Raw genomic sequence first — 25515 nt, 5'->3', positions numbered from 1 at the left:
CGCCGCGAGGCCGAAAGGACGCGGTCGCGGCTTACGCCGCTCCTACAGGGGCCCAGGACAAAGCGCGGCGAGTGAAGGATGGCGGTCGCGGCTAACGCCGCTCCTGCAGGGGCCTGCCCTCTCTACCCGCCCCACCGCCGGCCGGGTCGCCGGTTACACCTGCAACCGAAAATAGGCATCTGTCGCGACGAAACCGGGGATTCGCCGACCGAAACCGGGCCCAGGCCCAGGCCGCCGTTGCGTAGCAGGACTCGCCGCGAGCGGCCAAAACCGCCACGAATCCAGATAAATCAAGCACCTATCGTCATGAAAAACGATCATCCACCGCAGAATTGCAATTCGATGGCAGATTGGTTAATCGCATGTTAATTTTGCCTGCGAAGGAACAGGGGATTGCCAAGGTCGGCACATAGCTCAGTCCATTTCGCTTCGCTTCGGGGGATTCACCAGATGTCGTCCAATCACCACGGCCTGCGTCGCAGCAGGCTGTCGCGGGCGGTTGCGTCCGCGATGCTGTTCGGCGCCGCGGGCGCCGCGTTCGCCCAGGAACCGGCCGCGGCCAGCGCCGGCGGTTCCGACAAGCCCACCGACGTCGCCGGCGTCGTCGTCACCGGCTCGCGCATCAAGCGCACCCAGATCGAAGGGCCCTCGCCGGTCACCGTGATCAGCTCGGCGCAGATCCAGCGCGAAGGCTTCGTCACCGTGTTCGATGCGCTGTCCACGCTGACCCAGAACGGCGGCACGGTACAGAACGAACTCAACTCGGCCGGCGGCTTCACGCCCAACGGCAGCCCGGTCAACCTGCGCGGCCTCGGCCCGGGCCGCACCCTGCTGCTGATCAACGGTCGCCGCGCCGCGGACTACCCGTTCCCGTACAACGGCCAGAGCAACTTCCAGAACTTCGGCAACATTCCCTCCGCGGCGGTGGACCGGATCGAGATCCTGTCCGGCGGCGCGTCGGCGATCTACGGCTCCGATGCGGTCGCCGGCGTGGTCAACGTGGTGCTGAAGACCAACTTCGACGGCGACAAGCTGACCGTGCGCGGCGGCACCTCGACCACCGGCGGCGGCGACTTCGGCAACGTGCAGTGGGTCGGCGGCCGTTCCGGCGACAACTGGAGCGTGACCTACGCCCTGGAGTATTTCGCCGACGAGCCGGTGTTCGCGTTCCAGCGCGACTTCATGGACTCCACCGACGACAACCCGCGGCCGACCCCGGAACTGGGCAACAACCAGCCCACCGCGGCGATCCGCCTCAATCGCCCGGGCAATGCCGCCAACTCCTACATCGCCCCGCCCGCCGGCGTCTGCGATCGCTTCGACGGCGAGTTCGTGCGCTTCAACTACCGCACCGTGGTCGCCGGCACCCGCGCCGTGACCAACCTCGGCCCGGCCTGCGGTTCCTGGGGCGATGTCGGCTACCAGACCATCGCCAACGGCAACAGCGACTGGTCGGGCTATCTGTACGGCACCTACACCTTCGGCAACGGCTTGCAGGCCTGGACCAGCCTGCAGGGCTATCACTCCAAGTCCAAGCTGTCCGGCGGCACCGAGGCGATCAGCGGCCCGCACATCGACCGCACCGGCCGCGTCACCACCTGGTTCGACACCGGCTTCAACACCAATCTCAACATGCAGCGTCTGCTGACGCCGCAGGAGTACGGCGGCTTCGACGCGATGTACCAGCGCTTCACCGAGAAGTCGCTCGACGTCGCCGTCGGCCTGCGCGGCACCCTCGCCGACCGCTTCGACTGGGACGTGACCCTGGGACGCGCCGAGTACCGCGCCGACCGCACCCGTCCGCGCCTGGACGGCTCGGCGGTGACCGATTGGTTCTTCGGTCCGCGCCTGAACACCACCGGCACCCCGCGCTACCGAATCAACCTCGACCGCCTCTACACCCCGCTGACCCCGGCCCAGTACCGGGCGATGTCGACCACGCTGAAGTACGAAGCCGAGTCCTGGGTGACCCAGGGCAGCGCCACCTTGTCCGGCGACCTGTTCGAGCTGCCGGCCGGACCGCTGGGCTTCGCCGCGGTGGTCGACTTCACCCAGCAGGGCTACGAGTTGAACTCGCCGCGCAGCATCCTGCCGACCGTGGTCGAGACCTACGGCCTGACCGGCACCAACGGCGGCGGCGACCGCGACCGCTACGCCGCGGGCCTGGAGTTCAGCATTCCGATCCTGCCGTCGTTGAAGGCCAGCCTGGCCGGCCGCTTCGACAAGTACGACGACATCACCGCGGTCGACGACGCCAAGACCTGGGGCTACGGCCTGGAGTGGCGCCCGATCGAGAGCCTGCTGGTGCGCGGCAACTACTCGACCAGCTTCAAGGCGCCGGACATGCACTTCGTGTTCAACGAAGGCAGCGGCAGCTTCAGCACCGTACTCGACACCTACCGCTGCCTCAACGCCAACCTGGCCGCGTCCTCGTGCACGGGCACGGTCTACAACTACTCGGTGTTCGCGACCAGCAAGGGCGAACCCACCCTGACCGAGGAAACCGGCGAGTCCTGGGGCGCCGGCCTGGTGTGGGACATCACCGACGGCCTGTCGATGTCGGTCGACTACTACGACATCAAGCTCGACGATGCGGTCACCACCCTCAGCAGCACCTACATCCTCGACAACGAGGGCGGTTGCCGCACCGGCCTGACCCGCACCCGCCAGCCGTTCCAATTCGCCGCCGATTCGGCGTTCTGCCAGGAAATCGTCAGCCGCGTGACCCGCAGCGGCGCGCCGGGCGAGCCCACCGACCGCGTCACCGGCGTGCGCAGCGGCCCGGTCAACCAGTCCCTGCGCCATGTCGCCGGCCTGGATGCGGCCTTGAACTGGCGCTTCAGCACGCAGCGCTGGGGCGACTACCGCTGGGAGCTGGGCTGGACCCACACCCTCAAGCACGAGCGTCAGCTGCTGGCGACCGATCCGGTCGAGCGCGACTGGCGCGACGATCCGGGCAACTTCGATTTCCGCAGCCGCGTGCGCGGCTCGGTGAACTGGCAGAAGAACGACTGGAACGCCACCGTGTTCATGACCCGCTACGGCAGCCTGCCGAACTGGCAGGAAACCGGCCGCATCGCGCCGTACTTCCTGTGGAACGCGAACCTGGGCAAGCAGATCACCGACAAGGCCAAGGTCACGGTGTTCGTCAACAACGTGTTCAACAAGTTCCACCCCAGCGACGACGGCTACGACAGCTATCCGTATTTCTATTCGGCGTACAGCCCGATCGGCCGCGAAATCTCGGCCCAGTTCGAGTACCAGTTCCACTGATCCGCCCTTCGCGGGCCCGGCCGCGCGCCGGGCCCGCAACCGCTTCCAGCCCGGCTCCGGCCGGGCTTTTTTCTGCCTGCGACGGCGAGCTGAACGGCGCCCGCCATCGCCTTCCGTACGCCGACGGATGCGGTATAAAGGTCGCAACCGTCGCCCCACCGTACGGCCGAACCGTTTCCACGCTCCATCCCTGGGAGGGGACTCATGCGTACCAAACTGCTCGCCCTGCTGTTGCTCGCTCTGCCCGCCGCGGCTTTCGCCCAGACCCCGGTCGGGCACTGGACCACCATCGACGACAAGACCCAGAAGCCCAAGTCGGTGGTCGAAATCTACGAGGCCAAAGACGGCAGCCTGGCCGGCCGCGTCACCGAGGTGCTGCAGTCCGACCGCGGCCCCAACCCGGTCTGCGACAAGTGCTCCGGCGACCGCAAGAACAAGCCGGTGAAAGGCATGGTGATCTTGTGGGGCATCCGCAAGAAGGGCAACGTCTGGGAAGGCGGCCAGATCCTCGACCCGGCCAGCGGCAAGGTCTATTCGGTCAAGGTGACCCCGACCGACGCCGGCAAGAAGCTGGACGTGCGCGGCTTCATGGGCTTCTCGCTGCTCGGCCGCACCCAGACCTGGATGCGCCGCGAATAACCCCGGCGGGCCCGTCGTTCATGGAAGCCCGGCCTCGGCCGGGCTTCTTTTTTGGGCGACTGCGGGCCTTGGCCGGGGCGGTGTTTGCACGCGCGCCGCCCTGCCGCGTTCGGCCTGTAAACGGCGGCCGCCACAGACCGCTGCGCCGCCGTTCCCGGGCTGTCCCCGGGCCCATGCCATAATTCACGACCGCCCACGACCACCCCGCCCATGTCCCGCGAAATCGTCGTCTCCAACGCCCTGCCCTACGCCAACGGCGACCTGCACCTCGGCCATCTGGTCGGGTACATGCAGGCCGACATCTGGGTACGCGCGCAGCGGATGAGCGGGAACACGGTGCGCTACATCTGCGCCGACGACACCCACGGCACCCCGATCATGCTCGGCGCGGAGAAGGCCGGGCAGACACCGGAGGCCTACATCGCCCAGATCCAGGTCCGTCACGAGCGCGATTTCCGCGACTTCGGCGTGCACTTCGACCACTACGACTCGACCCATTCGGCGGGTAACCGCAGCCTGACCGAAGGGTTCTATGCGCGCCTGGACAACAACGGCCACATCGCCCGGCGCTCGGTCGCGCAGTTGTTCGACCCGGTCAAGGGCATGTTCCTGCCCGACCGCTACGTCAAGGGCATCTGCCCGAACTGCGGCACGCCCGACCAGTACGGCGACAACTGCGAGAACTGCGGCGCGACCTACGCCCCGACCGAACTCAAGGAGCCGCGCTCGGTGGTCAGCGGCGCGACGCCGGAGCTGCGCGAGTCCGAGCATTTCTTCTTCGAGGTCGGCCATTTCGAGGGCTTCCTGCGCGAGTGGCTGGCCGGCGACGTCGCCACGCCCGGGATCAAGGCCAAGCTCAGCGAATGGCTGGACGCCGAAGGCGGTCTGCGCGCCTGGGACATCTCCCGCGACGCGCCCTATTTCGGCTTCGAGATCCCCGGCCACCCGGGCAAGTTCCTGTACGTCTGGCTGGACGCGCCGATCGGCTACCTGAGCAGCTTGCAGGCCCTGTGCGAGCGCGAAGGCCTGGATTTCTGGTCCTACCTGGCGCGCGACAGCGGTGCCGAGCTGCATCACTTCATCGGCAAGGACATCGTCACCTTCCACGGCCTGTTCTGGCCGGCGGTGCTGCACGGCGCCGGCTTCCGCGCCCCGACCCGGCTGCACGTCAACGGCTACCTGATGGTCAACAGCGAGAAGATGTCGAAGTCGCGCGGCACCTTCATCCAGGCCCGCACCTACCTCGACGTCGGCCTGGACCCGGAAGCGCTGCGCTATTACTTCGCCACCAAGACCAGCGGCGGCGTGGAGGACATCGACCTCAACCTGGCCGACTTCGTCGCCCGGGTGAACTCGGACGTGGTCGGCAAGTTCGTCAACCTCGCCAGCCGCTGCGCCGGCTTCATCGAAAAGCGCTTCGAGGGCCGCCTCGCCGACGCCCTGCCCGACCCGGCCATGTACCGGCGCTTCGCCGCCCAGCTGGCGCCGATCGCCCAGGCCTACGAACGCAACGAAGCCGCAACCGCGCTGCGCCTGACCATGGCCCTGGCCGACGAGGCCAATAAGTACATCGACGAGCACAAGCCCTGGGTGCTGGCCAAGCAGGACGGCATGGAAGCGCAGCTGCAGGCGGTGTGCACCCAGGGCCTGAACCTGTTCCGCGTGCTCGCCGGCGCGCTCAAGCCGGTGCTGCCGCGCGTCGCCGCGCAGACCGAGGCCTTCCTGGCCGCGCCGGTGGCGCGCTGGCAGGACCTCGATGCGCCGTTGCTCGCCCACACCATCGGCGCCTACGCGCCATTGTTCATCCGTATCGATACGAAGTTGATTGACACCATGATCGAAGCCAGCAAGGAATCCCTCGCCCCCGCCGCCAAGGCCGAACCCGCCGCCGCCGCGAAACCGGCTCCGCAGGCCGCCGCGCAGCCGGCCGAAGCCAAGAGCGAGACCGCCGCGACCATCGCCATCGACGACTTCGCCAAGCTCGACCTGCGCGTCGGCAAGGTGCTGGCCTGCGAGTTCGTCGACGGCTCGGACAAGCTGCTGCGCTTCCAGCTCGACGCCGGCGACCTCGGCCAGCGCCAGATCTTCTCCGGCATCCGCGGCTCCTACGCCGAACCGGACAAGCTGGTCGGCCGCAGCGTGGTGTTCATCGCCAACCTCGCCCCGCGCAAGATGCGCTTCGGTCTCAGCGAAGGCATGATCCTCTCGGCCGGTTTCGACGGTGGCAATCTGTTCCTGCTCGACGCCGACGAAGGCGTGGCGCCGGGCATGCCGGTGCGTTGAGCCGGGATTGGGGATTCGGGATTCGGGATTCGTAAAGCGCGCCGCGGACGCTGTGCCGGATAAGCCCATGCCCATCCCGAACTCCGAATCGCGCCCCCTCGAGCTGACCGAACGGCTGGATCGACTGCTGCCGCAGACCCAATGCGGGCAATGCGGTTACGCCGGTTGCCGGCCGTATGCGGAAGCGATGGCGCGCGGCGAGGCCGGGATCGATCATTGCCCGCCCGGCGGCGACGCTGGCGCACGCGCGCTGGCGCATTTGCTCGGCCTGCCCGCGCTTCCCTACGACCGCAGCCGCGGCGAGCACAAGCCGCCGATGGTGGCGCTGGTGGTCGAAGCGGACTGCATCGGCTGCACCAAGTGCATCCAGGCCTGTCCCGTCGACGCCATCGTCGGCGGTTCCAAGCACATGCACACCGTGATCGAGCCGCTGTGCACCGGCTGCGAACTGTGCGTACCGGCGTGCCCGGTGGATTGCATCGTGATGGTGCCCGAGCAAGCGCGCTGACCCATCGCCTGCAGACGGCGGGTTCCGGCTTCGGTGAACGACGGCGCTGGTCTTCTGCGCATCCCGGGTCGCGGCTTGCGCCGCTCCATCCCCTCAGCAACAACGCAGCGCCTGCAGGCACCGTTGCCGTTGCCGTTGCCGTTGCCGTAAAGAGCTTGGCGCCGCATCGATCTTGCGAGAACGCACCGAAGCCCCGGAGGGCGGCCCGCAGGGAGGGGCCGTGCGCAGCCAGGCCAGGAAAGGCCCGGTGCGGAGCAGCCCCGCGCACGCTCCGAACCGTAGTGGCTCTTGATTCGAAACCGCCATGGCGTTTTCTTTGGTGACTTTTGACCAAAGGAAATCCCGTAGGACGTTGTCGCCTTGGACGAAGAAAGTGACCCGGCCGCTTGCGGACGGAAGCTTTGCTTGAAGCTTTCAGGCTTCACAGCCTTCGAACGACAGACGCCGCGAGGTCGCAAGAGCGCCGTCGCGGCTTACGCCGCTCCGACAGAGGGCCCAGGACAAAGACGCGGCGAGCGGGAGAGAGCACGGTCGCGGCTTACGCCGCTTCTGCCCCGCGAGGGTTTCAGGCGTCGACCGATGACGTCGGCGTTGGCTTCTCCGCGCGTCGGCTCGCGCTGCTCCTAGCCTGCTTCCGGCTTGCTTGCCCCGGCCTTTCCGCGAGCAGCCTTCTCGCCCGCAGCGGGGTCCGCCGCGGGAACCGGCGCCGGCAAATCCGCCGTGCCCGCAGCGCAGGCGCCGCATACGCGCTCGATCTTGTAGCCCTTGCCGCGCATCAATTCGATCAGCCCGTCGTCGCCGAGCAGGTGCAGCGCGCCGACCACCACCAGCGTGTTGCCCTGGCGCGACTCGTCGAGCATCTTCTGCAGTTGCGGCAGCCAGGCGCGATTGCGCTCGACGTTGACGATCCGGTAGGTCTCCGGCGTCTTGTCGCGCATCTCCACCCGCGCCTTCGCATCCAGCGTCGCCAGGTCGGCGCGGCGCCAGGCGGTGTGCATGTCCTCGAGCATGCCCGGCACTTCCTCGGGCTGGTCGACGAACTCGCGCAGCGCCTTGATCTGTTCCGGCAGGGGGCCGGAGTCCATCGCCTGCAGCTGCGCATCCATGCTTTCCAGGCCGGCGGTCGGCTTCTCCGCCGCCGCGGCCTGGCGCATCAGGTACTGGTCCAGGCCCAACTGCGGGCTGAAACCCAGCGACTGCGACACGCCCAGCACCAGCGACAGGTTGACGAACCACGGCTCCAGCGGGTCGAGTTGCGCCAGCGAGGCGCCGTTCTTGGCCAGCACGCGATTGAGCTTCTCGCGCAGGTCGCCCGGCAGCACCTGACTCAGGCTGCGGCCGTCGTCGAAACGGGCGCGAGCCATGAAACGCTGCGCCACGCTGGGGTCGAACATCTGATCCGGCGGCACTTCGAACACCAGCTTGGCCGAGTCGGCGAAAGCCTGGTCGACGTCCGCCGCGAGCGGGTAGTCGTCGGGACGCAGCAGGTGGAAGGACCCCAGCAGATACACCGCGTTGTCGGCGTCGGAGACCTTCCACAGCAACGGCACCGGCGGCGTCTTGGGCGCGGCCGCGGCGGCTTCGGCGGCGACCGTGGTGGCCGAGGTCAGCGGCGCGCTCAGCAGCACCGCAGCGGTCAAGGGGGCGAGGAACAGCTTCAACAACCGCATGCGCAGATTCCGGAACGGGGCTTAGGTGGCGTGGGCCGGCGCGGCCGGCGGCTTGTAGGTCTTTTCGCCGGCGGGGATCTCCAGGTCGAGCCGGTTTTCCTGCGGCGGCAGCGGACAGGTCGCGTACGCAGTGAAGGCGCACGGCGGGTTGTAGGCCTTGTTGAAGTCGATCACCACCCCGCCCTGCAGATTGGGCCGCGCGACCTCGAGGAACCGCCCGGCGCTGTAGCTGGTGTGGCCGCTGGTGCGGTCGGCGAACACCAGCAGCAACTGCTCGCCGCCCTGGTCCAGGGCCTCGAGGCGGAAGCTGCGGCCGTCGCGCTGGAACTCGATCGCGCCCGGGTTCGGGGTCGGTTCGATCGTGCCGATGATGTTGGCGATGTCGATGGTCTTGCCGGCCGGATGGGCGACGAACTTGGCGTTGAGCTTCCAGTCCTGCTGCGGCGCCCAGTAATCGATGCCCTTGAAACCGGTCAGGGTCGGCGCCTGCGAGTGGCGCACGCGCAGGAAATAGCGCTCGCCGCGCTTGATCACGGTCAGCCCGCCCTTGCCCTCGTCGAAGCCGATCCGGGTCGGGCCGGCCGGGTAATCGTCGGCGAGCAGGGTCACCGCGCCCTTGATCGGCTGGTCGTTGAAGGTCAGCGGCGCGCCGCGTTCGGGAACGAAGCGCAGGCGGCCGTTGTTGAGCGAAATCAGGCCGAAATGCGCCGGCCCCACCCCCAGGCGGATGCCGTTGTCCGGGTCGCTGCCCAGATAGTGCGAACCCGGTTCGATCGGATGCAGGCCGACCAGGCTGGCCCAACCGTCGGGCTTGAGCAGCTCGGTCTTGCGCTGTTCGCGCCACAACTGCTGGTCGCGATCGAAGGCGTGGTTGGCGGCGGCGACGCGCTCGGCCTCGCGTTGGCGCGCGGCCTGCCGCTCGGGCGAGTCGCACGCCGCCAAGGCCGGCAACAGCGCCAGCGCCAGCAACGCCGGGCGGGACGAAGCGAACAACGGCTTGCGCGCAACGGACATCATCAACGCCCTCGCAGGAACCAGCGGTCGATTTCGGGCAGGCTGAAGCGAGCCCAGGTCGGGCGGCCATGATTGCATTGGCCGGAGCGTTCGGTCGCCTCCATTTCGCGCAGCAGGGCGTTCATTTCCGGCAAAGTGAGACGGCGGTTGGCGCGCACCGCGCCGTGGCAGGCCATGGTCGACAGCAATTCGTCGCGCGCCGCCGCGACCCGGCGCGATTCGCCGTGTTCGCGCAAGTCGGCCAGCACGTCGCGCAGCAAGGCCTCGACGTCGCCATGGGCCAGCAACGCCGGCACCGCACGCAGGGTCAGCGACTGCGGACCGCTGCGGGTGACTTCGAAGCCCAGTTCGACCAGCGTCGCTTCTTCGCGCTCGGCGACCTCGGCCTCGCGCTCGGACACCGCCAGCGTCGCCGGCACCAGCAGCGGCTGGGTACGCAGGCCTTCGCCGTCGTGCGCGCTCTTGAGCTTCTCGTAACCGATGCGTTCGTGCGCGGCGTGCATGTCGACCACGATCAGGCCTTCGGCGCTTTCGGCGAGCACGTAGATGCCGTGCAATTGGGCGATCGCATAGCCCAGCGGCGGCAGGGTCGCGTCGTCGCTGGCCGGCAGCGCCGGCGCGGCGCCCAGCCCCAGGCCCGGCGCGGCGTAGGCGCTGCCGCCGCCGGACGCCGAGCCGCCGCCATAGGACGCACCGCCTGCCGGACCGCCCGCGCCGCCGCTGCCGTACAGCGCGGCGTAGCCGGCGCGGGTCTCGGCGACCTGCAGGCCCAGCGGCGCGGTCGAACGCCATTGATAGGCGTTGGCCGCGGACGTCGCCGCGCCCGCCGTCTGAGCGCTGCCGGCGACCAAACCGTCGGCGCCAGGCGCCTGCGCCGACGGCAGGCTGCCGGCGCGGGTTTCGGCCAGGGCGTCGTTGAGCGTGCGGTAGACGAAGTCGTGGATCAGGCGCGCGTCGCGGAAGCGCACCTCGTGCTTGGCCGGGTGCACGTTGACGTCGACCCGGCGCGGGTCCAGCTCCAGAAACAGCACGTAGGCCGGCTGGCGGCCGTGGAACAGCACGTCGGCGTAGGCCTGTTTGACCGCGTGGGCCACGCTGCGGTCGCGCACCGCGCGGCCGTTGACGTAGAAATACTGCTGATCGGCGCTGGCGCGGTTGTAGGACGGCTGAGCGATCCAGCCGTGCAGGCGCAGGCCGGCGCCGCTGTGGTCGACGCGCAGGGCGTTGCGGGCGAACTCCTCGCCCAGCGCCTCGCCGATGCGCAGGTCCGACAGCCCGACCTCGACCAGGTCGCCCTCGCCCTTCCAGCGCCGGGTCGGCTTGCCGTTGTGGGAGACGCGCAGCTCGACGTCGGGCCGGGCCAGGGCCAGCTGGCGCAGCCATTCTTCGATATGGCCCAGCTCGGTGCGCTCGGCCTTGAGGAACTTGCGCCGCGCCGGCACGTTGAAGAACAGGTCGCGCACCTCGACCGTGGTGCCCTGCGGATGCGGCTTGGGGACGACGTCGCCGACCCGGCCGCCGTCGATCTCCAGCACCGCGCCGCGGTCCTCGCCGATCCGGCGCGAAGACAGGGCGAAACGGCTGACCGAGGCGATCGAGGGCAACGCCTCGCCGCGGAAGCCCAGGGTGGTCACGCCTTCCAGGTCGTCGAGCGAGGCGATCTTGCTGGTGGCGTGGCGCGACACCGCCAGCGGCAGTTCGTCGGCGGCGATGCCGTTGCCGTCGTCGCGGATCCGGATCAGGCGCACGCCGCCCTCCTCCAGATCGATGTCGACCCGGCGTGCGCCGGCGTCGAGCGCGTTCTCGACCAGTTCCTTGACCACGGACGCGGGCCGTTCGACCACTTCGCCGGCGGCGATCTGGTTGATCAGGGTGTCGGGCAGTTGACGGATGCTCACGGGCGGCATTCGGTGCGGCGGCACCGGCGGGGGGATGGGAAACGATGATAGCCGCTGCCGGCGCGGCTTCGCGATCCGGGGCTTGCGCCGGATGCGGCGGATCGGCCCGGCGCGCGGATTCAGGGGCGAAGCAACAGCAACGGCAAAAGCCGCCTCGCCTGCGCGCCCTGCGCGGCCACCCGCCCCCTTGCAAAGGAGGCAACGGCCGGCGCCCGCTCTTGCGCACCCGGAGCTACGGCCCGGCTTCCGCGGCATCGCACGGCCTCGCTCAGGAGCCCGGTGACGTCGCGACCGGCATTGCGCCGAAACGACGCCCCCTCCTTTTGAAACGTGGAACGGTGGGATTCGCGCTTTGCCTTCCCCGAAACGATCGCGGCCCCGATCGCTCGGGGCCGCGCAAGAACCGTCGATATCGTTGCGGGGTTAAGGACTGCCGCCCCCGCCGAACCCGCCCTGCTGCGCTTCGGCGCGCGCCGCGTACATCGTGCCCGGCGGCGGCTGACGGGTGAAATAGGTGTTGACTCCGTCCAGCACCGCCCGCGCCAACGCGCGCTGGTGCGCCGGATCGGTCAGGCGGCGCTCTTCTTCCGGATTGGAGATGAAGTTGGTCTCGACCAGCATCGCCGGCATGTCGGAGGTGCGCAGCACGGCGAAGTTGGCGCGCTCGATGTTCGGCTTGTGGTTGCGGCCGAGCTGGCGCAGCCCGTCGAGCACATGCCCGGCGGCGTCTTCGGACGCCTTCATGTGCCCGCTCTGGGTCAGGTCCAGCAACACCGAGGTCAGGGTGTTGTCGGACTGCGGCAGGCGCGCGCCGCCGATCAGGTCGGAGGCGTTTTCCTTGTCGGCCAGCCAGCGCGCGCGCTGCGAGGACGCCCCCTTCAGCGACAACACGTAGACCGAGGAGCCGTTCGCCGAGCGGTTTTCGGCCGCGTCGGCGTGGATCGAGATGAACATGTCGGCCTTGGCGTGACGCGCGAGCTGGGCGCGCCGCGGCAACGGAATGAACACGTCGGTGTCGCGGGTCATGTAGGCCTTGAGGCCCGGCGTGGCGTTGATCTGGCGCGCCAGTTCGCGGCCGATCGCCAGGGTCACGTCCTTTTCGCGCTTGCCGGCCAGGCCGATCGCGCCCGGATCCTGGCCGCCGTGACCGGGATCGATGGCGATGATCAACGGGCGCATGCCGCGGCCGCGCATCACGTCCTTGAGCGTCTTGACCGCACCCGGCGGCGGCGCGGTCTCGACCGGCGCCGGGGCCGCTGCCGCGGCACCGGGCATCGGCGTCGGCACGCCGGTCGCAATGCGGGTCGGCACGCCGGTCGCGACCGTGGTCGGCACCGGCGCCTGTGCGGCCTGTTCGAACACGGCCTGGCTCGCGGCGCGCTGCGCAGGCGTCGGCGTCGGCGCGGGCTGCGCAGTCGCCGGTCGCGCGGCCGCGTGGATCGGGTTCGCCGCCGGCAGCGCCGTCGCGATCGCGCTCGGCGCATGGGTGACGGGCGGTGGGTTGCCCGCGACGCTCGGCGCGTTTGCCGCCGGCGCCGCGCCGTTGCGCGCGGCGAGCTCGGAAATCAGTTTGCTGGTGGCCGCATTCGAGGCCAGCGCGGGATCGGGTTCGGCGGCTGGCGCCGGCGCAGTCGCGACGGCGGGCGCCGCGACCATCGGCGACGGCGCGGCCGGCTTCGGCGGCGGGGTCGCGGTGGTAGCGACGCTGGCGGCGGCCGGCTTCGGCGCAGCGGCCGTCGTCTCGTTGCCGTCGCCCGGCCATTCCAGCACCAGGCGCGAACCGCCGGCGCCCTGCTCGATGCGCGGCTTCAGCGCCGCGACCGGCTGGGCCAAGTCGAACACGATCCGAGCGGTGCCGGGCTGCGGCTCGCCGGTGCGCACGGCCTTGACGATGCCGGCGGCGGCGGGAAGCTTGAAAGCCTTGCTCAGGTGCGAGGCCGGCAGATCCACCACCAGGCGATCGGGGCCCTTGAGGCTGAGCACTTTGTACTGGCCGGCGCCGTCCAGAGCGATCTCAGCGCGGGTGCCGGTGGCCCCGTTACGCAGCTCCAAGCCCTTGATTTCACTCGCATGCGCGAGATTCCAAGCCAGCGCCGCCAGCAGCGCTAGGCCGAGCAGGAACTTCTGAACGGTGGCCCCTTTGACTCGCATGCGCATAAGTCAAGCACCGGAAAATCACAATTGCAAGTATTTTTTCCTTGCAAATCCGGTACCTGGGGACACTTCCTAGGGAATCGTTCAGGAGTCGGCCGCAAGCTCCTGGGGGCCGGTTTCCGCCGCCAGGCCGGCCAGCCAGGCCGCCCCGCCCTCTGAATCGGCCGACAACTCGGCGCGGCGACCGGCGCCGCCTTCGGCCACGGCGAGGTCGACGCGCAGGTCGGCCGGGGGCAGCCAGCCGCGGCCGCGCTCGGGCCATTCGATCAGCCACAACTCGGCCTCGCCGCCATCCAGCCCCAGGAATTCCAGCTCGCCGGCGTCGCCGATCCGGTACAGGTCCAGGTGCCAGGCTTCGCGCCCACCGGCCAGCGGATAGCGCTCGACCAGGGTGTAGGTCGGGCTGCGGATCGCGCCGCGCACGCCGAGCGCACGCAACAGCGCGCGCGCCAGGGTCGATTTGCCGGCGCCCAGATCGCCGTGCAGATGCACGCGCAGCACTGCGCCATCGCGTTGCGGGCGGGTGCGCGCGAGCGCGGCGCCGAGCGCGTCGGTGGCGTCGGCGTCGGCGAGCGTGAGGATCGTGCGCGCTGCGGTCATCGCGCGATTCTAAGCCGCGCCGCGCGGATTCGCGCAGCGTCGCAACCACGGCATCAGATCGCTCGGCAGCAGGCCGCGCTCGCCGCCCTCGCGCGCGGCTTCGTCGCCGGCGACCGCATGCAGCAAGGCGCCGCACGAGGCCGCATCGAACGCATCCAGGCCCTGTGCGAGCAAGGCCGCGATCGCGCCGCTGAGCACGTCGCCCATGCCGCCGACCGCCATGCCCGGATTGCCGGCGGCGATCAGGCGCGTGCGCCGTTGCGGTGCGGCGATCAGGCTGCCGGCGCCCTTGAGCACCACCGCGCAACCGTAGCGATCGACGAGCGCGCGCACCGCGGCGAAGCGGTCGGCCTGCACCTGCGCGGCAGCGCTGCCGAGCAGGCGCGCGGCTTCGCCGGGGTGCGGCGTCAGCACGCAGTCGGCCGGCAGCGCCCGCGGTTGCGCGGCAAGCAGATTGAGCGCATCGGCGTCGAACAGACGCGGCTTGGCGCTGGCCAGGACGCGCGCGTACAGCGCCCGCCCCCAACCTTGTTGACCCAGGCCGGGGCCGATCGCGACGACATCGGCGGCGTCGATCGCGGCGGCGAGTTCCTCGCCGCTCTCGACCGCGCGCGGCATCGCCTCGGGCAGGCGCGCCAACATCGGCGCCACATGCGCCGCACGCGTGGCCGCATCGAGCAAACCGGCGCCGCTGCGCAGCGCGGCCTGCGCGCACAACAACAAGGCGCCGCCGTGCCCGTGATCGCCGCCCACGCACAGCACACGGCCGTTGCGGCCTTTGTGACTGTCGCGCCGGCGCGGCCGCAGCCAGCGCCCGAGATCGGCGGCGCCCAGCGCTTCGGCAACCGCTTCGACGCCGTAATGCTCCGGGTCCAGTTGCAACCGCGCCACCGCCAGCGCGCCGACGTGATCCAGCGCTGCGCCGCTGCGCAGGCCGGCCTTGGGCGCGATGAACTCCAGGGTGCGCTGCGCGATCACCGCGGCGACGTGGGCCTGGCCGCTGTCGGCGTCGACGCCGCTCGGCACGTCCAGCGCCAGCACCGGCGCCGGGTGCGCGTTGATCGCCGCGATCAGATCGGCCGAGGCCGCGTCCGGCGCGCGCGACAGGCCGATGCCGAACAACGCGTCGACCACCACGTCCGCCGCCGGCAGCGTGCCGTCGAATTCGAGCGTGGCGCCGCCGGCCTGCGCGTACTCGGCCGCGGCGCGGCGCGCCAGGGCGCTGCGCGGCGCGTGCCCGGGCAGGCGCAGCACCGAAACGTCGCGCCCGCTTTGCCGGGCCAGGGTCGCCAGCACATAGCCGTCGCCGCCGTTGTTGCCGGGACCGCACACCACCAGCAGGCGGAACGCGCGCGTCCAATGGTTCAGCAACTCGCTCCAGGCCGCCGCGCCGGCGCGCTGCATCAGCACGTAGGCATCGCCCAGTTCGGCCGCGGCGCGCGCCTCGATCGCGCGCAACGCCACGGCGTCGTACAGCGCGGTCCCGGGCGCGGCAGCGGTTCGGCCGACGATTTCAGCGTTGGGCGACATGCCCGGATTCTATACTTGCGGGATCGTGAACCAGCCCGACGCCCATTCCAGCTCCGCGCCCCGCCCCGCGCCCAACCCGGCGCCGCCCGACTACCCGGCGCTGGCCGCGCGCATCCGCGAGCTGGCGCGCGAATTCGGCTTCCAGCGCTGCGGCATCGCCGGGATCGAACTCGACGACGACGAAGGCTACCTGCTCGACTGGCTGGAACAGGGCCTGCACGGCTCGATGGACTGGATGGCCCGCCACGGCGAACTGCGCGGCCGCCCGGACCGGCTGCTGCCCGGCACCGTGCGGGTGATCTCGGTCGGCCTGGACTACGGCCGCCGCGACGACGAGGACGCCTGGGCCACCCTGGCCGACCGCGAGCGCGCCTACGTCGCCCGCTACGCGCTCGGCCGCGACTACCACAAGCTGATGCGCCAGCGCCTGCAGCGTCTGGCCGACCGCATCGGCGAAGTGGTCGGCCCGTTCGGCCACCGGGTATTCGTCGATTCGGCACCGGTGCTGGAGCGCGCGCTGGCGCGCAACGCCGGGCTGGGCTGGATCGGCAAGCACACCTGCCTGATCGACAAGGACGGCGGCTCCTGGTTCTTCCTAGGCGAGATCTACGTCGACCTGCCGCTGCCGATCGATGCGCCGGCCAGCGCGCACTGCGGCACCTGCACGCGCTGCATCGACATCTGCCCGACCCAGGCCATCGTCGCCCCGCACCGGCTCGATGCGCGCCGCTGCATCGCCTATCTGACCATCGAACACGACGGCGCGATTCCCGAGGAACTGCGCCCGGCGATCGGCAACCGCATCTTCGGCTGCGACGACTGCCAGTTGGTCTGCCCCTGGAACAAGTTCGCCAAGCGCAACGACGAGCCGGATTTCCGCGCCCGCAACGGGCTCGACACGGCCAGCCTGGCGCAATTGTTCGCCTGGGACGAGGACGAGTTCCTGCGCCGCACCGAGGGCTCGGCGATCCGCCGCAGCGGCCACGAGCGCTGGCTGCGCAACATCGCCGTCGCGCTCGGCAACGCGCCGGGCACGCCCGAGACGATCGCCGCACTGCGCTCGCGCCGCGAGCATCCCAGCGCGCTGGTGCGCGAGCACGTCGAATGGGCGCTGGCGCGCCACGGCGCGGCCTGAATCGCGGTGCCGCCCAGTACCAACGTTATCGTTGTTATTGCTACAAGCACTTGGCATAGCATCGCGCCCGCGAGAGTTCCCCTAGACCCGGAGGGCGGCGCACAGGACGTGCGCCCCGCCGTTAAAGAGCACGACTCGATAAGACAGGGATGTCTTATCGAAAAATCCCGGCGCAAGCATCGAACTCGCAGGGGAGCTTCGCGCGAATGCGCTTTTCTTTGGCGACTTTCTTTTGGGGCGCCAAAAGAAAGTTACCCGTCCGCTTGCGGGCGGAAGCCTTGCTCTTGAGGCCTCGAACGACAGATATCGCGAGACCGAAGCAGCGCGGTCGCGGCTCATGACCGAAGGAAATCCCCGTGGGACGCCGCTCCTACAAGAAGCGGGTACTAGCCGCGCAGCTTGCGCAACAGCTCGCGCGTCACCGGGTCGTCGGCCTCGGCGTCGCCGGCCAGCGCCGGCAGCAGCTTGTTGGCGACCTGCTTGCCGAGTTCGACGCCGAACTGGTCGAAAGCGTTGATGCCCCAGAACACCGACTGCAGATAGACGCTGTGCTCGTACATCGCCAGCAGCGCGCCCAGCGACTGCGGGGTCAATGCGTCGAGCAGGATCGTCGTGCTCGGGCGGCCGCCGGCGTAGGCGCGGTGCGGGTCGTCGCTGGCCTGGCCGTTGGCGAAGGCCTCGGTCTGCGCCAACAGGTTGGCGTGCAGCGCGCGATGGTTCTGCGGGTACGGCGCGTCGGCGCGGACCACGCCGATGAAATCGGCCGGCACGATCGAGGTGCCCTGGTGCAGGGCCTGGAAGAAGCTGTGCTGGGTATCGGTGCCGACCCCGCCCCACCACACCGGCACGGTGTCGCCGGCCACGGCCGAGCCGTCCAGGCGCACCGACTTGCCCAGGCTTTCCATGACCAACTGCTGCAGGTAGTTCGACAACAGCTTGAGCCGGTCGTCGTAAGCCAGCACCGCTTGGGTGGCATAGCCCAGGCCGTTGCGGTTCCACACCGCGGTCAGCGCGTGCCAGGCGGCCAGATTGCGCGGCAAGGGGGTTTCCAGCACGTGCGCATCCATCTGCGCGGCGCCGGCGAGGAAATCTTCGAACGCGTCCATGCCGATCGCCAGCGCGATCGGCAGGCCGACCGCCGACCACAGCGAGTAGCGGCCGCCGACCCAGTCCCACATCGGCAGCAGCCGCTCCGGCGGGATGCCGAACGCGGCGCCGGCGCGCTCGACGTTGGCGCTGATCGCGTACAGGCGCGAGGCGTCGCCGAGCCAGTCGCGCAGGATCGCGCCGTTGAGCAGGGTCTCCTGGGTGCCGAAGGTCTTGGAGATCAGCAGCGCGGCGGTGCGCTTGGGGTCCAGCCCCGCCAGCAGGCGCTGGGCGGCGTGGCCGTCGACATTGGACAGGAAATGGACGCGGAACCGGCCCGGGGTCGCGCCGCTGAGCGCGTCCACGGCCAGGCGCGGACCGAGATCGGAGCCGCCGATGCCGACGCTGACGATGTCGGTGACCTCGCCCGCACTCAGCGCCTCGACCACCGCGCGCATCCGGCTGCGCGCCTCCAGTGCCTGGCGGTGCGCGGCGCGGGCGGTATCGCTGGCGGACAAGTCGCCGCGCAAGGCGGTGTGCAGGGCCGCGCGGCCCTCGGTGACGTTGACGGTTTCGCCGTCGAACAGCGCCCGCAGGCGCCGCTCGCTGTGCGCCGCCGCGGCGGCGCGGAACAACCAGTCCAGCGCGGCGCGGTCGTAGCGCTGACGGGCGAAGCTGGCGTAGACCGGCCCGACCTGGAGAGCGAAATCGGCGGCGCGGGCCGGATCGGCGGCGATCAGCTGCGCCAGCGGGATGATGCCGACGCGCCCGACCTCGGCGCGCAGCTCGTGGAGTCGGACGTCATCGCTCATCGTGTGCGAAGGCTCTCTTGGGGGCGGTCGGTCAGGCGGCGGCCTGTGCCGGCATCGAGTGGTTGGTGTGGGTCAGCTGGTTGTGCCGGTCCACGTACACCAGGGTCGGCTTGTACTTGGCCGCCTCGGCCTCGTCGCAGATCCCGTAGGCGCAGATGATCACCAGGTCGCCGGGCTGGGCCTTGTGCGCGGCCGCGCCGTTGACCGAGATCACCCCGCTGCCCTCTTCGCCGCGGATGGCGTAGGTGGAGAAGCGGTGACCGCTGTTGATGTTGTAGATGTGGACCATCTCGTATTCGCGGATGCCGGAGATGTCCAGCAGGCGGCCGTCGATCGCGCAGGAGCCTTCGTAGTGCAGCTCGGCATGGGTGACGGTGGCGCGGTGGATCTTGGCCTTGAGCAGGTTCAGTTGCATGGTCGGTACTCCGTCCGCAGACGCGCGGGCGCGAAAGGCCAGAAGTCTAGCAGCGCATGGCGCGCTGCAACATGGCCCCGGGGCCTTACCGGCGGAACGGAGATTTCCCGTTCAGCCGCCCCCTCCGGGCGCTAGCGCCGGCCTGGCCGGACGCCCCGTTCAGGCGTCGAATTCGAGGTTGTCGATCAACCGCGTGCGCCCCAGCCGGGCGGCGATCAGGGCCACCCGCGCCGGTTCGCCGGCCTCGTCCTCGGGCAGGCCCAGATCGGGCCGGCGCAACACCGCGTAGTCGACCTCGAAACCGGCCGCGCGCAGGCGTTCGGCGGCTTCGGCCTCGATCGCCGCGCGCGGCTCGCCGGCCTGCGCGGCCTGGCGCATCCACTGCAGGCAGCGGTGGATTTCGACCGCGCGCGGGCGCTCGGTCTCGGACAGGTACTGGTTGCGCGAGCTCAGCGCCAGGCCGTCGGCCTCGCGCCGGGTGTCGGCGCCGACGATCTCGATCGGAAAGGCCAGGTCGCGGACCAGGTAGCGGATCACCGCCAGTTGTTGGTAGTCCTTGCGCCCGAACACGGCCACATCCGGGCGGACCTGATTGAACAGGCGCGCGACCACGGTCGCCACGCCGTCGAAATGACCCGGCCGGTGCGCGCCCTCGAGGGTGTCGGTGACCTGGGGCACCCGCACCTGCACGGTGTGCTCGACCCCGTACGGGTACATGGTCTCGACCGACGGCCGCCACAGCAGGTCGCAGCCGGCGGCGCGCAGGCCGTCGGCATCGGCTTCCGGCGTGCGCGGATAGCGGCCGTAGTCTTCGTTGGGGCCGAACTGGGTCGGGTTGACGAACACGCTGGCCACGACCCGGTCGGCGCGCTCGCGCGCGATCCGGATCAGCGAATGGTGGCCTTCGTGCAGGTTGCCCATGGTCGGCACGAAGGCCACGCGTTGGCCGGCCATGCGCCAGGCGCCGAGGGTGGCGCGCAGGGCGCCGAGTTGATCGACAGTCAGCATGAGGTACTCGAAATGGATATCCGCCGGAGCGGAGCGCGAATCCCTGCGCGATGACGTCCGAAACCAGCCGCGCGCGGCTCAGTCGTAGGAGTGGGCCGCGTCGGGGAAGGCGCCGCTGCGCACCGCCTCGGCATAGGCCGAGAACGCACCCGCGACCGAACCGCCCTCGGCGAGGAAATCCTTGACGAACTTGGGCCGGCGATGGCCGGAGTTGACCCCGAGCAGATCGTGCAGCACCAGCACCTGGCCGTCGCAGGCGGGGCCGGCGCCGATGCCGATGGTGGCGATGCGCAGGTCGGCGCTGATCGCCGCGGCGACCGGGGTCGGCACGCATTCCAGCACCAGCAGCTGCGCGCCGGCCTCCTCGACCGCGCGCGCGTCTTCGCGCAGGCGCGCGGCCGCGGCGTCGTCGCGCCCCTGGACCTTGTAGCCGCCCAGGCGCAGCACCGACTGCGGGGTCAGGCCGAGGTGGCCGCAGACCGGAATCTCGCGTTCGACCAGGAAGCGGATCGTCTCCAGCTTGTGCGCCGCGCCTTCGATCTTGACCATCGCCGCGCCGGCCTGCAGCAGCGCCGTGGCGGCGTCGAGCGCACGCGCCGGCGTGGCGTCGGACTGGAACGGCAGGTCGGCGATCAACAACGCCTTGGCCAGGCCGCGGGCGACGCAGGCGGTGTGGTAGACCATGTCGGCGACGGTCACCGGCAAGGTGCTGCTGTGGCCCTGCGCGACCATGCCCAGCGAATCGCCGACCAGGACCAGATCGATTCCGGCCGCGTCCATGGTGCGGGCGAAGCTTGCATCGTAGGCGGTCAACATCACCAGCTTGCGGCCGTCGCGCTTGGCGTCGGCGAGCATGGGCACGGTCCAGGCCTTGGCGGCCGGCTTGTCGGTGGAAGCCGAGGTGTACATGGGCGGCTCGTCCGGTGGCGACGGACGTCTGTGGGGTGGCGCCATAACTTAACAGGTTGCCGCACGACCGCGGCCCTCCCCGGCGCAACGCAGTGGGGCCGGCAAACGGCGGCCAACCCGCGGCCAAGCGCGGTACCGGCGCTCGTTCAGACCGTACGCGAGGCGGCAGCGGTCAAAGATCGTCCGCCGGCAGGGGGCGTATGTCGCCGGCGCCGAGCTGGGCCAGGCAATCGCGCGCCGCGCCGAGGCCGGGGATGCGCGCGTCCGGCGCGATTTCGAGCAAGGGCACCAGGGCGAAGGCGCGTTCGTGCAGATGCGGATGCGGCACGTGCAGGCCCGGCGCTTCGATCGTCGCCTCGCCGTACAACAGCAGATCGAGATCGAGCGTGCGCGGCCCCCACCGGTCGCTGCGATCGGCCAGGCGCGAGCGCCCGGCTTCGCGCTCGATCTCCAGCATCGCCGCGAGCAGTTCCTGCGCCGGCAGTTCGGTGTCCAGCGCGGCGACCGCGTTGAGGAAATCCGGCTGGTCCGTACGGCCCCAGGCCGGCGTGCGGTACAGCTGCGAGGCGCGCCGCAGCCGGCTGCGCGGGAGGCCGTCGAGCGAACGCAGGGCCGCGCGCAGCACCGCGGCGCTGTCGCCGAGGTTGCTGCCGAGGCCGATATAGGCGGTTTGCATGGCGGGAAAGCGGAAGTGAGCGCAGAGGAACGAGGAGTGAGCGAAGCGAGCGCCGGCTATGGGATTTCGCCCGCGCCTACACGCCCGCTCCCCGCAGTCATTCCTCGACCGGCGCGCCGCGGCGACGGCGCCGGCGCTTGCGCGGCGCGCGGCCTTCGCCGCTCTCGTCCTCGTCGGCGTGCGGCGCGGCGTCCTGCTGCGCCAGGGTTTCGTTCGGGTGCAGTTGCGCCTCGCGCCAGAACTCGACGTCGGCGGCGTGTTCGGGCGAAGCCGCCAGGCGCAGGCTGAGGAAATCGAACGCGGCGCGGAAGCGCGGATGCGACAGCAGCCGGAACACGCGCTTGCGTTGACGCTGCTGGAAGCGCGATTGCAGCAGCCAGATCTCCTGCATCGGCAGCGAGAAACGCCGCGGCAGGGCGATCGTCGACAACTGATGCAGGGTCACCCGGTCGGCGGCGCGGCGCTGCGCTTCGGCGGTGTGCACGCCTTGCGCCTGCAACGCCATCAGCGCACGGCAGTACGCCGGCCACAGCAGCAGGGCGAACAGGAACGCCGGCGATACCGGCTCGTCGGCGGCGACGCGCGCGTCGGTGCCCTTGAGGCCCTCCAGCACCATCCGCCGCAACGCGCCGCTGCGGTTGGAACGCAGCGCGGCGGCGCTCTCCGGCAGCAGTGCGCCGAGCAGGCCGTAGCGCTCCAGGCCGAGGAAGCTCTCGACGGCGTGACCGGACAGGAACAGCTTCAGGCATTCCTCGAACAAGCGCGCCGGCGCGGCGTCGGCCAGCAAGGGCGCCAGGCGCGGAATCGGCTCGGCGGTGGCGCGCTCGATCTCGAAGCCGAGCTTGGCCGCCAGCCGGACCGCGCGCAGCATGCGCACCGGGTCTTCGCGGTAACGCGTCTCCGGGTCGCCGATCAGGCGCATCAGCCGGTTCTGCACGTCTTCGAAGCCGCCGACGTAGTCGCGCACCGAGAAGTCTTCGACCGCGTAGTACAGCGCGTTGGCGGTGAAGTCGCGGCGCACCGCGTCGTCTTCGATGCTGCCGTAGACGTTGTCGCGCACCAGCCGGCCGCCGGTGTCGGTTTCGCGGTCGCCGCTGCCGTCGTCGCTGTTGGCGCGGAAGGTCGCCACTTCGATGATCTCGCGTCCGTAGACCACATGGGCCAGGCGGAAGCGGCGACCGATCAGGCGGCAGTTGCGGAACAGGCCCTTGACCTGCTCCGGCGTCGCATCGGTGGCGACGTCGAAGTCTTTGGGGTGGCCGCCGACCAGGATGTCGCGCACCGCGCCGCCGACCAGATAGGCGCCGAAGCCGCTGTCGCGCAATCGGTACAGCACCCGCAGCGCATTGGGGCTGATCTCCTTGCGCGAGACGTTGTGCTGGTCGCGCGGAATCACCCGCAGCGTGGGTTGGAATGAGAAGTTATCGGCTTGCATCGAGCGGGCGCGCCGCCTGTAAAGGAATTCGGGATGGCCGTTGCCCGCGGCAACGGCGGCGCATATACTAGCAGGCCGCACCGGATTGAGAGTCCCTGCGGTCCGGCGAGGAGCCCGCTCCCCCGTCGGCGCTGCAATCCCCTGCTCCCTTCGTCTAGAGGCCTAGGACGTGGCCCTCTCAAGGCTAAAACACGGGTTCGAATCCCGTAGGGAGCGCCAAACCCGCGACCATGTCGCCGAAAAAGCCCGCGCGTGCGCGGGCTTTTTCTTGCTCGCTCGCCGGCAGGGCGATCGGCGACGCCGTCGCGCTCCGCGCCCGCGGCGCCCGTCACGCATCCGCCAAGCCGCGCCTTGGGTCGTTGCGCAGCGATGGCTACACTATCGCCGCCGACCCGCCGGCACGGCCCAGACCCCAGGATTTCGCTCATGCCCTTCGTCGTCACCGAGAACTGCATCAAATGCAAGTACACCGACTGCGTCGAGGTGTGCCCGGTCGACTGCTTCCATGAAGGCCCCAATTTCCTGGTGATCGATCCGGACGAGTGCATCGACTGCACTCTGTGCGAGCCGGAATGCCCGATCAATGCGATCTACCCCGAGGACGACGTCCCGGCCGGCCAGGAGGCCTTCGTCGCCCTCAACGCCGAGCTGGCCCAGGCCTGGCCGGTGATCACCACGCGCAAGGACAGCCTGCCCGACGCCAAGGACTGGGAAGGCAAGACCGGCAAGCTCGACCTGCTCGAGCGCTGAGCCGGCGCCGGCGGCCCCGGGCCGCCTGCGGGCGTTCATCGACCGCCGCCTAGACTCGGGCCGACCGCGCCGCCCGAGACCGATGCCGTGCCCAGCCCCCGCCGAACCGCGCACGTCCTGCCCGCGCTGCTGCTCGCCCTGAGCCTGGCCCCGGCCGGTGCCGGCGGCCAATCCAGAACCGCCCCGCCATCCACGCCCCGCTCCGGCTCGACCGCGCCGGACCGCGGTGCGCTCGACCTGGGCGCGCTGGGCCTCGGCGACCTCGATCTGAGCGCGCTGGACCTGCCGCGGCTGGACCCGGACGCGCTGCGCAGCGGCAGTGCCGATCTGCTGACCCGCGCCGCCGACCCCGACCTGGACCGCCTGTTCCAGGCCCTGCACCGCGCCGCGCGCACCCCGGCCGATGCCGAGGTGCTGTGCGGCGTGTTCGACCCGCAAGCCGATCGCAGCCCCGAGGCGCTGACCCGTGCGGCGCAACAGCTTGGCGAGGACAGCCGGCAGGGCTTCCTCGACGCCTTGCTGCGCATCGCACTGGGCGGACTGCAGAACCCGCCGCAGGCCTACGACGCCGGCGCGGCCAAACAGACGCTCAAGCGCGCCGGCGCCACCGCCCTGCTGCTGCACGACGACTTCGCCGCCCAACTCGGCGCCGAAGGCCAGGCGCCGCAAGCGCGCCAGGCGCGTTGCCGCGCCTTCGGCTGGGTGCTCGATGCCTTGGCGCAGATGCCGATGGCGCAACGCGCCGCAGCGACCCGGTTGCTGTTGCACGAAGGCCTGGCGCGCGGACTGCCGAGCGAGCGCTGAGCGCTGCCCGGCCCGATGGTCGCGGCCCACGCCGCGCCCTATGCCGGCCCGGACTTTGTAGGAGCGGCGTAAACCGCGACAACCGCTGCGATGCGATACCACGCTGGCTTCCGCAGCCCGGCCGACCGGGCCGAACCACCAGGCCCCGCGTGAAGCCCGCTTATCCTGGCTTCGGCGACCTGCGCTCGCGCAAACCGCTCCGGCCTTCGCGGCTCGCGCCGCTCCTACAAGAGCCGATCTACCGGCTGCAGCGCCTGTCGCACCGGTTGCGCCCGCCCCTCCTGTTGCGCCGGGCGGGGGCTCGCGGTGTCCGCCGCAACGAAAACGGGCGCCTCGCGGCGCCCGTCCGGTGTCGCAAGCGACGCTGGCGATCAACGGCCGCCGAGCGTGCCCTTGAGGCTGGCGATCAGCTGCGCCGGCGCATCGCCGGCGGCCGGCAGGCCACGCGGGTCGACCGCCGAGACATAGGCGCCGGCTTCCACCGCGCTGACCCGGACCAGGAAGTTGCTGCCCTGGTAGTTGACGTCGTAAGCGCCAAGCAGCTGCGCGCGGCTGGCGATGCTCAGGCCTTCGACCTTGCCCAGCGCGTCGCCGACCTTGTTGAAGATGTCGTCGCGGTTGCCGCTGACGGTGAAGCCGTTCGCCGCCGACGCCGGCGTGGCCGGGGCCGCCTGGGTCGGACGCGAGGCGGCCAGGCCGGACGCGGTCACCGAGCCGCCCGGCACCGCCATGGCGCCGTCGGTACGCGGCTGGTCGAGATCCGGCGGCACTTCCAGCGGGCGGTTTTCCGGCGCTTCGGCATACAGCTTGTTGCCCTTGCGGAACCAGCTGCAGCCCGAAGTGGCGACCACCGCCAGCAGCAGACCGGCGACCAGCGCTCGGGACAGATTGGGGTTGCAACGCATGAGCATCTCCT

General features: G+C 70.4%; 20 protein-coding genes and 1 tRNA gene. 8 read left to right on the top strand and 13 right to left on the bottom strand.

Annotated features, from left to right (window positions below):
- The first annotated feature begins 450 nt into the window (after nucleotides 1–450).
- From TX83_RS11630 to rnfB, 4 genes are all read left to right on the top strand, one after another.
- Complete coding sequence (locus tag TX83_RS11630; RefSeq protein ID WP_064748105.1) at nucleotides 451–3273, top strand: TonB-dependent receptor plug domain-containing protein; 2823 nt, start codon at nucleotides 451–453, stop codon at nucleotides 3271–3273.
- 204 nt (nucleotides 3274–3477) lie between these two features.
- Entirely contained in the window at nucleotides 3478–3912 is a 435-nt protein-coding gene (locus TX83_RS11625) for a DUF2147 domain-containing protein (RefSeq protein WP_064748103.1), read from the top strand.
- A gap of 210 nt (nucleotides 3913–4122) precedes the next feature.
- Nucleotides 4123–6195, top strand: a complete 2073-nt coding sequence (gene metG, locus TX83_RS11620; protein WP_064748102.1) for a methionine--tRNA ligase — start codon at nucleotides 4123–4125, stop codon at nucleotides 6193–6195.
- 67 nt (nucleotides 6196–6262) lie between these two features.
- Nucleotides 6263–6703: an Rnf electron transport complex subunit RnfB gene (rnfB, locus tag TX83_RS11615; RefSeq protein WP_075575122.1), complete on the top strand. Its 441-nt coding sequence runs from the start codon at nucleotides 6263–6265 to the stop codon at nucleotides 6701–6703.
- Nucleotides 6704–7326: 623 nt separating this feature from the next.
- Here the strand turns inward: rnfB and TX83_RS11610 are convergent.
- From TX83_RS11610 to TX83_RS11585, 6 genes are all read right to left on the bottom strand, one after another.
- A complete protein-coding gene (locus TX83_RS11610) occupies nucleotides 7327–8373 on the bottom strand; it encodes a TraB/GumN family protein (RefSeq protein ID WP_064748100.1) in 1047 nt (348 codons plus the stop codon).
- A 21-nt stretch (nucleotides 8374–8394) separates the two neighbouring features.
- Complete coding sequence (locus tag TX83_RS11605; protein WP_064748117.1) at nucleotides 8395–9387, bottom strand: DUF1684 domain-containing protein; 993 nt, start codon at nucleotides 9385–9387, stop codon at nucleotides 8395–8397.
- 2 nt (nucleotides 9388–9389) lie between these two features.
- Nucleotides 9390–11285: a DNA mismatch repair endonuclease MutL gene (gene mutL, locus TX83_RS11600; protein ID WP_064748116.1), complete on the bottom strand. Its 1896-nt coding sequence runs from the start codon at nucleotides 11283–11285 to the stop codon at nucleotides 9390–9392.
- 423 nt (nucleotides 11286–11708) lie between these two features.
- On the bottom strand, nucleotides 11709–13436 hold the full coding sequence (locus TX83_RS11595) for an N-acetylmuramoyl-L-alanine amidase (RefSeq protein ID WP_064748115.1): 1728 nt from the start codon (nucleotides 13434–13436) through the stop codon (nucleotides 11709–11711).
- A gap of 87 nt (nucleotides 13437–13523) precedes the next feature.
- Nucleotides 13524–14039, bottom strand: coding sequence for a tRNA (adenosine(37)-N6)-threonylcarbamoyltransferase complex ATPase subunit type 1 TsaE (gene tsaE, locus TX83_RS11590; protein WP_064748099.1), 516 nt, complete (start codon nucleotides 14037–14039; stop codon nucleotides 13524–13526).
- A 9-nt stretch (nucleotides 14040–14048) separates the two neighbouring features.
- Nucleotides 14049–15569, bottom strand: a complete 1521-nt coding sequence (locus TX83_RS11585; protein WP_079248191.1) for an NAD(P)H-hydrate dehydratase — start codon at nucleotides 15567–15569, stop codon at nucleotides 14049–14051.
- 100 nt (nucleotides 15570–15669) lie between these two features.
- Here TX83_RS11585 and queG point away from each other — a divergent pair, with 100 nt between their 5' ends.
- Nucleotides 15670–16704 (top strand): tRNA epoxyqueuosine(34) reductase QueG, encoded by a 1035-nt coding sequence (queG, locus tag TX83_RS11580; protein ID WP_064748113.1) that lies wholly within the window; start codon nucleotides 15670–15672, stop codon nucleotides 16702–16704.
- Nucleotides 16705–17090: 386 nt separating this feature from the next.
- Here the strand turns inward: queG and pgi are convergent, their stop codons facing one another.
- From pgi to pcnB, 6 genes are all read right to left on the bottom strand, one after another.
- On the bottom strand, nucleotides 17091–18602 hold the full coding sequence (pgi, locus tag TX83_RS11575; protein ID WP_079248189.1) for a glucose-6-phosphate isomerase: 1512 nt from the start codon (nucleotides 18600–18602) through the stop codon (nucleotides 17091–17093).
- A gap of 31 nt (nucleotides 18603–18633) precedes the next feature.
- Nucleotides 18634–19017 carry an aspartate 1-decarboxylase gene (panD, locus tag TX83_RS11570; RefSeq protein WP_064748098.1) on the bottom strand — a complete coding sequence of 128 codons (384 nt, stop codon included), beginning with the start codon at nucleotides 19015–19017 and terminating at the stop codon, nucleotides 18634–18636.
- A 159-nt stretch (nucleotides 19018–19176) separates the two neighbouring features.
- Complete coding sequence (panC, locus tag TX83_RS11565; RefSeq protein ID WP_064748097.1) at nucleotides 19177–20025, bottom strand: pantoate--beta-alanine ligase; 849 nt, start codon at nucleotides 20023–20025, stop codon at nucleotides 19177–19179.
- Between the two features lie 78 nt (nucleotides 20026–20103).
- A complete protein-coding gene (gene panB / locus TX83_RS11560) occupies nucleotides 20104–20934 on the bottom strand; it encodes a 3-methyl-2-oxobutanoate hydroxymethyltransferase (RefSeq protein ID WP_064748096.1) in 831 nt (276 codons plus the stop codon).
- Nucleotides 20935–21106: 172 nt separating this feature from the next.
- A complete protein-coding gene (folK, locus tag TX83_RS11555; RefSeq protein ID WP_064748095.1) occupies nucleotides 21107–21610 on the bottom strand; it encodes a 2-amino-4-hydroxy-6-hydroxymethyldihydropteridine diphosphokinase in 504 nt (167 codons plus the stop codon).
- A 97-nt stretch (nucleotides 21611–21707) separates the two neighbouring features.
- Entirely contained in the window at nucleotides 21708–23045 is a 1338-nt protein-coding gene (pcnB, locus tag TX83_RS11550) for a polynucleotide adenylyltransferase PcnB (RefSeq protein WP_064748094.1), read from the bottom strand.
- Between the two features lie 143 nt (nucleotides 23046–23188).
- Between pcnB and TX83_RS11545 the strand changes: the two genes are divergently transcribed.
- The 3 genes from TX83_RS11545 to TX83_RS11535 all read left to right on the top strand — a co-directional run bounded on the left by TX83_RS11545 (nucleotide 23189) and on the right by TX83_RS11535 (nucleotide 24599).
- Nucleotides 23189–23264: transfer RNA gene (locus tag TX83_RS11545), tRNA-Glu, on the top strand.
- A 207-nt stretch (nucleotides 23265–23471) separates the two neighbouring features.
- Nucleotides 23472–23795, top strand: coding sequence for a ferredoxin FdxA (fdxA, locus tag TX83_RS11540; RefSeq protein WP_064748093.1), 324 nt, complete (start codon nucleotides 23472–23474; stop codon nucleotides 23793–23795).
- A gap of 87 nt (nucleotides 23796–23882) precedes the next feature.
- Complete coding sequence (locus tag TX83_RS11535) at nucleotides 23883–24599, top strand: hypothetical protein (protein WP_064748092.1); 717 nt, start codon at nucleotides 23883–23885, stop codon at nucleotides 24597–24599.
- Between the two features lie 371 nt (nucleotides 24600–24970).
- Here TX83_RS11535 and TX83_RS11530 read toward each other — a convergent pair whose 3' ends face one another.
- Complete coding sequence (locus TX83_RS11530; protein WP_064748111.1) at nucleotides 24971–25504, bottom strand: hypothetical protein; 534 nt, start codon at nucleotides 25502–25504, stop codon at nucleotides 24971–24973.
- Nucleotides 25505–25515: the final 11 nt, after the last annotated feature.

It is taken from the genome of Lysobacter antibioticus HS124 (genome assembly GCF_000336385.2).
GTDB lineage: Bacteria > Pseudomonadota > Gammaproteobacteria > Xanthomonadales > Xanthomonadaceae > Lysobacter > Lysobacter firmicutimachus.
The sequence above is the reverse complement of the archived record's forward strand: the minus strand, read 5'-3'. Positions and strand labels throughout refer to the sequence as shown.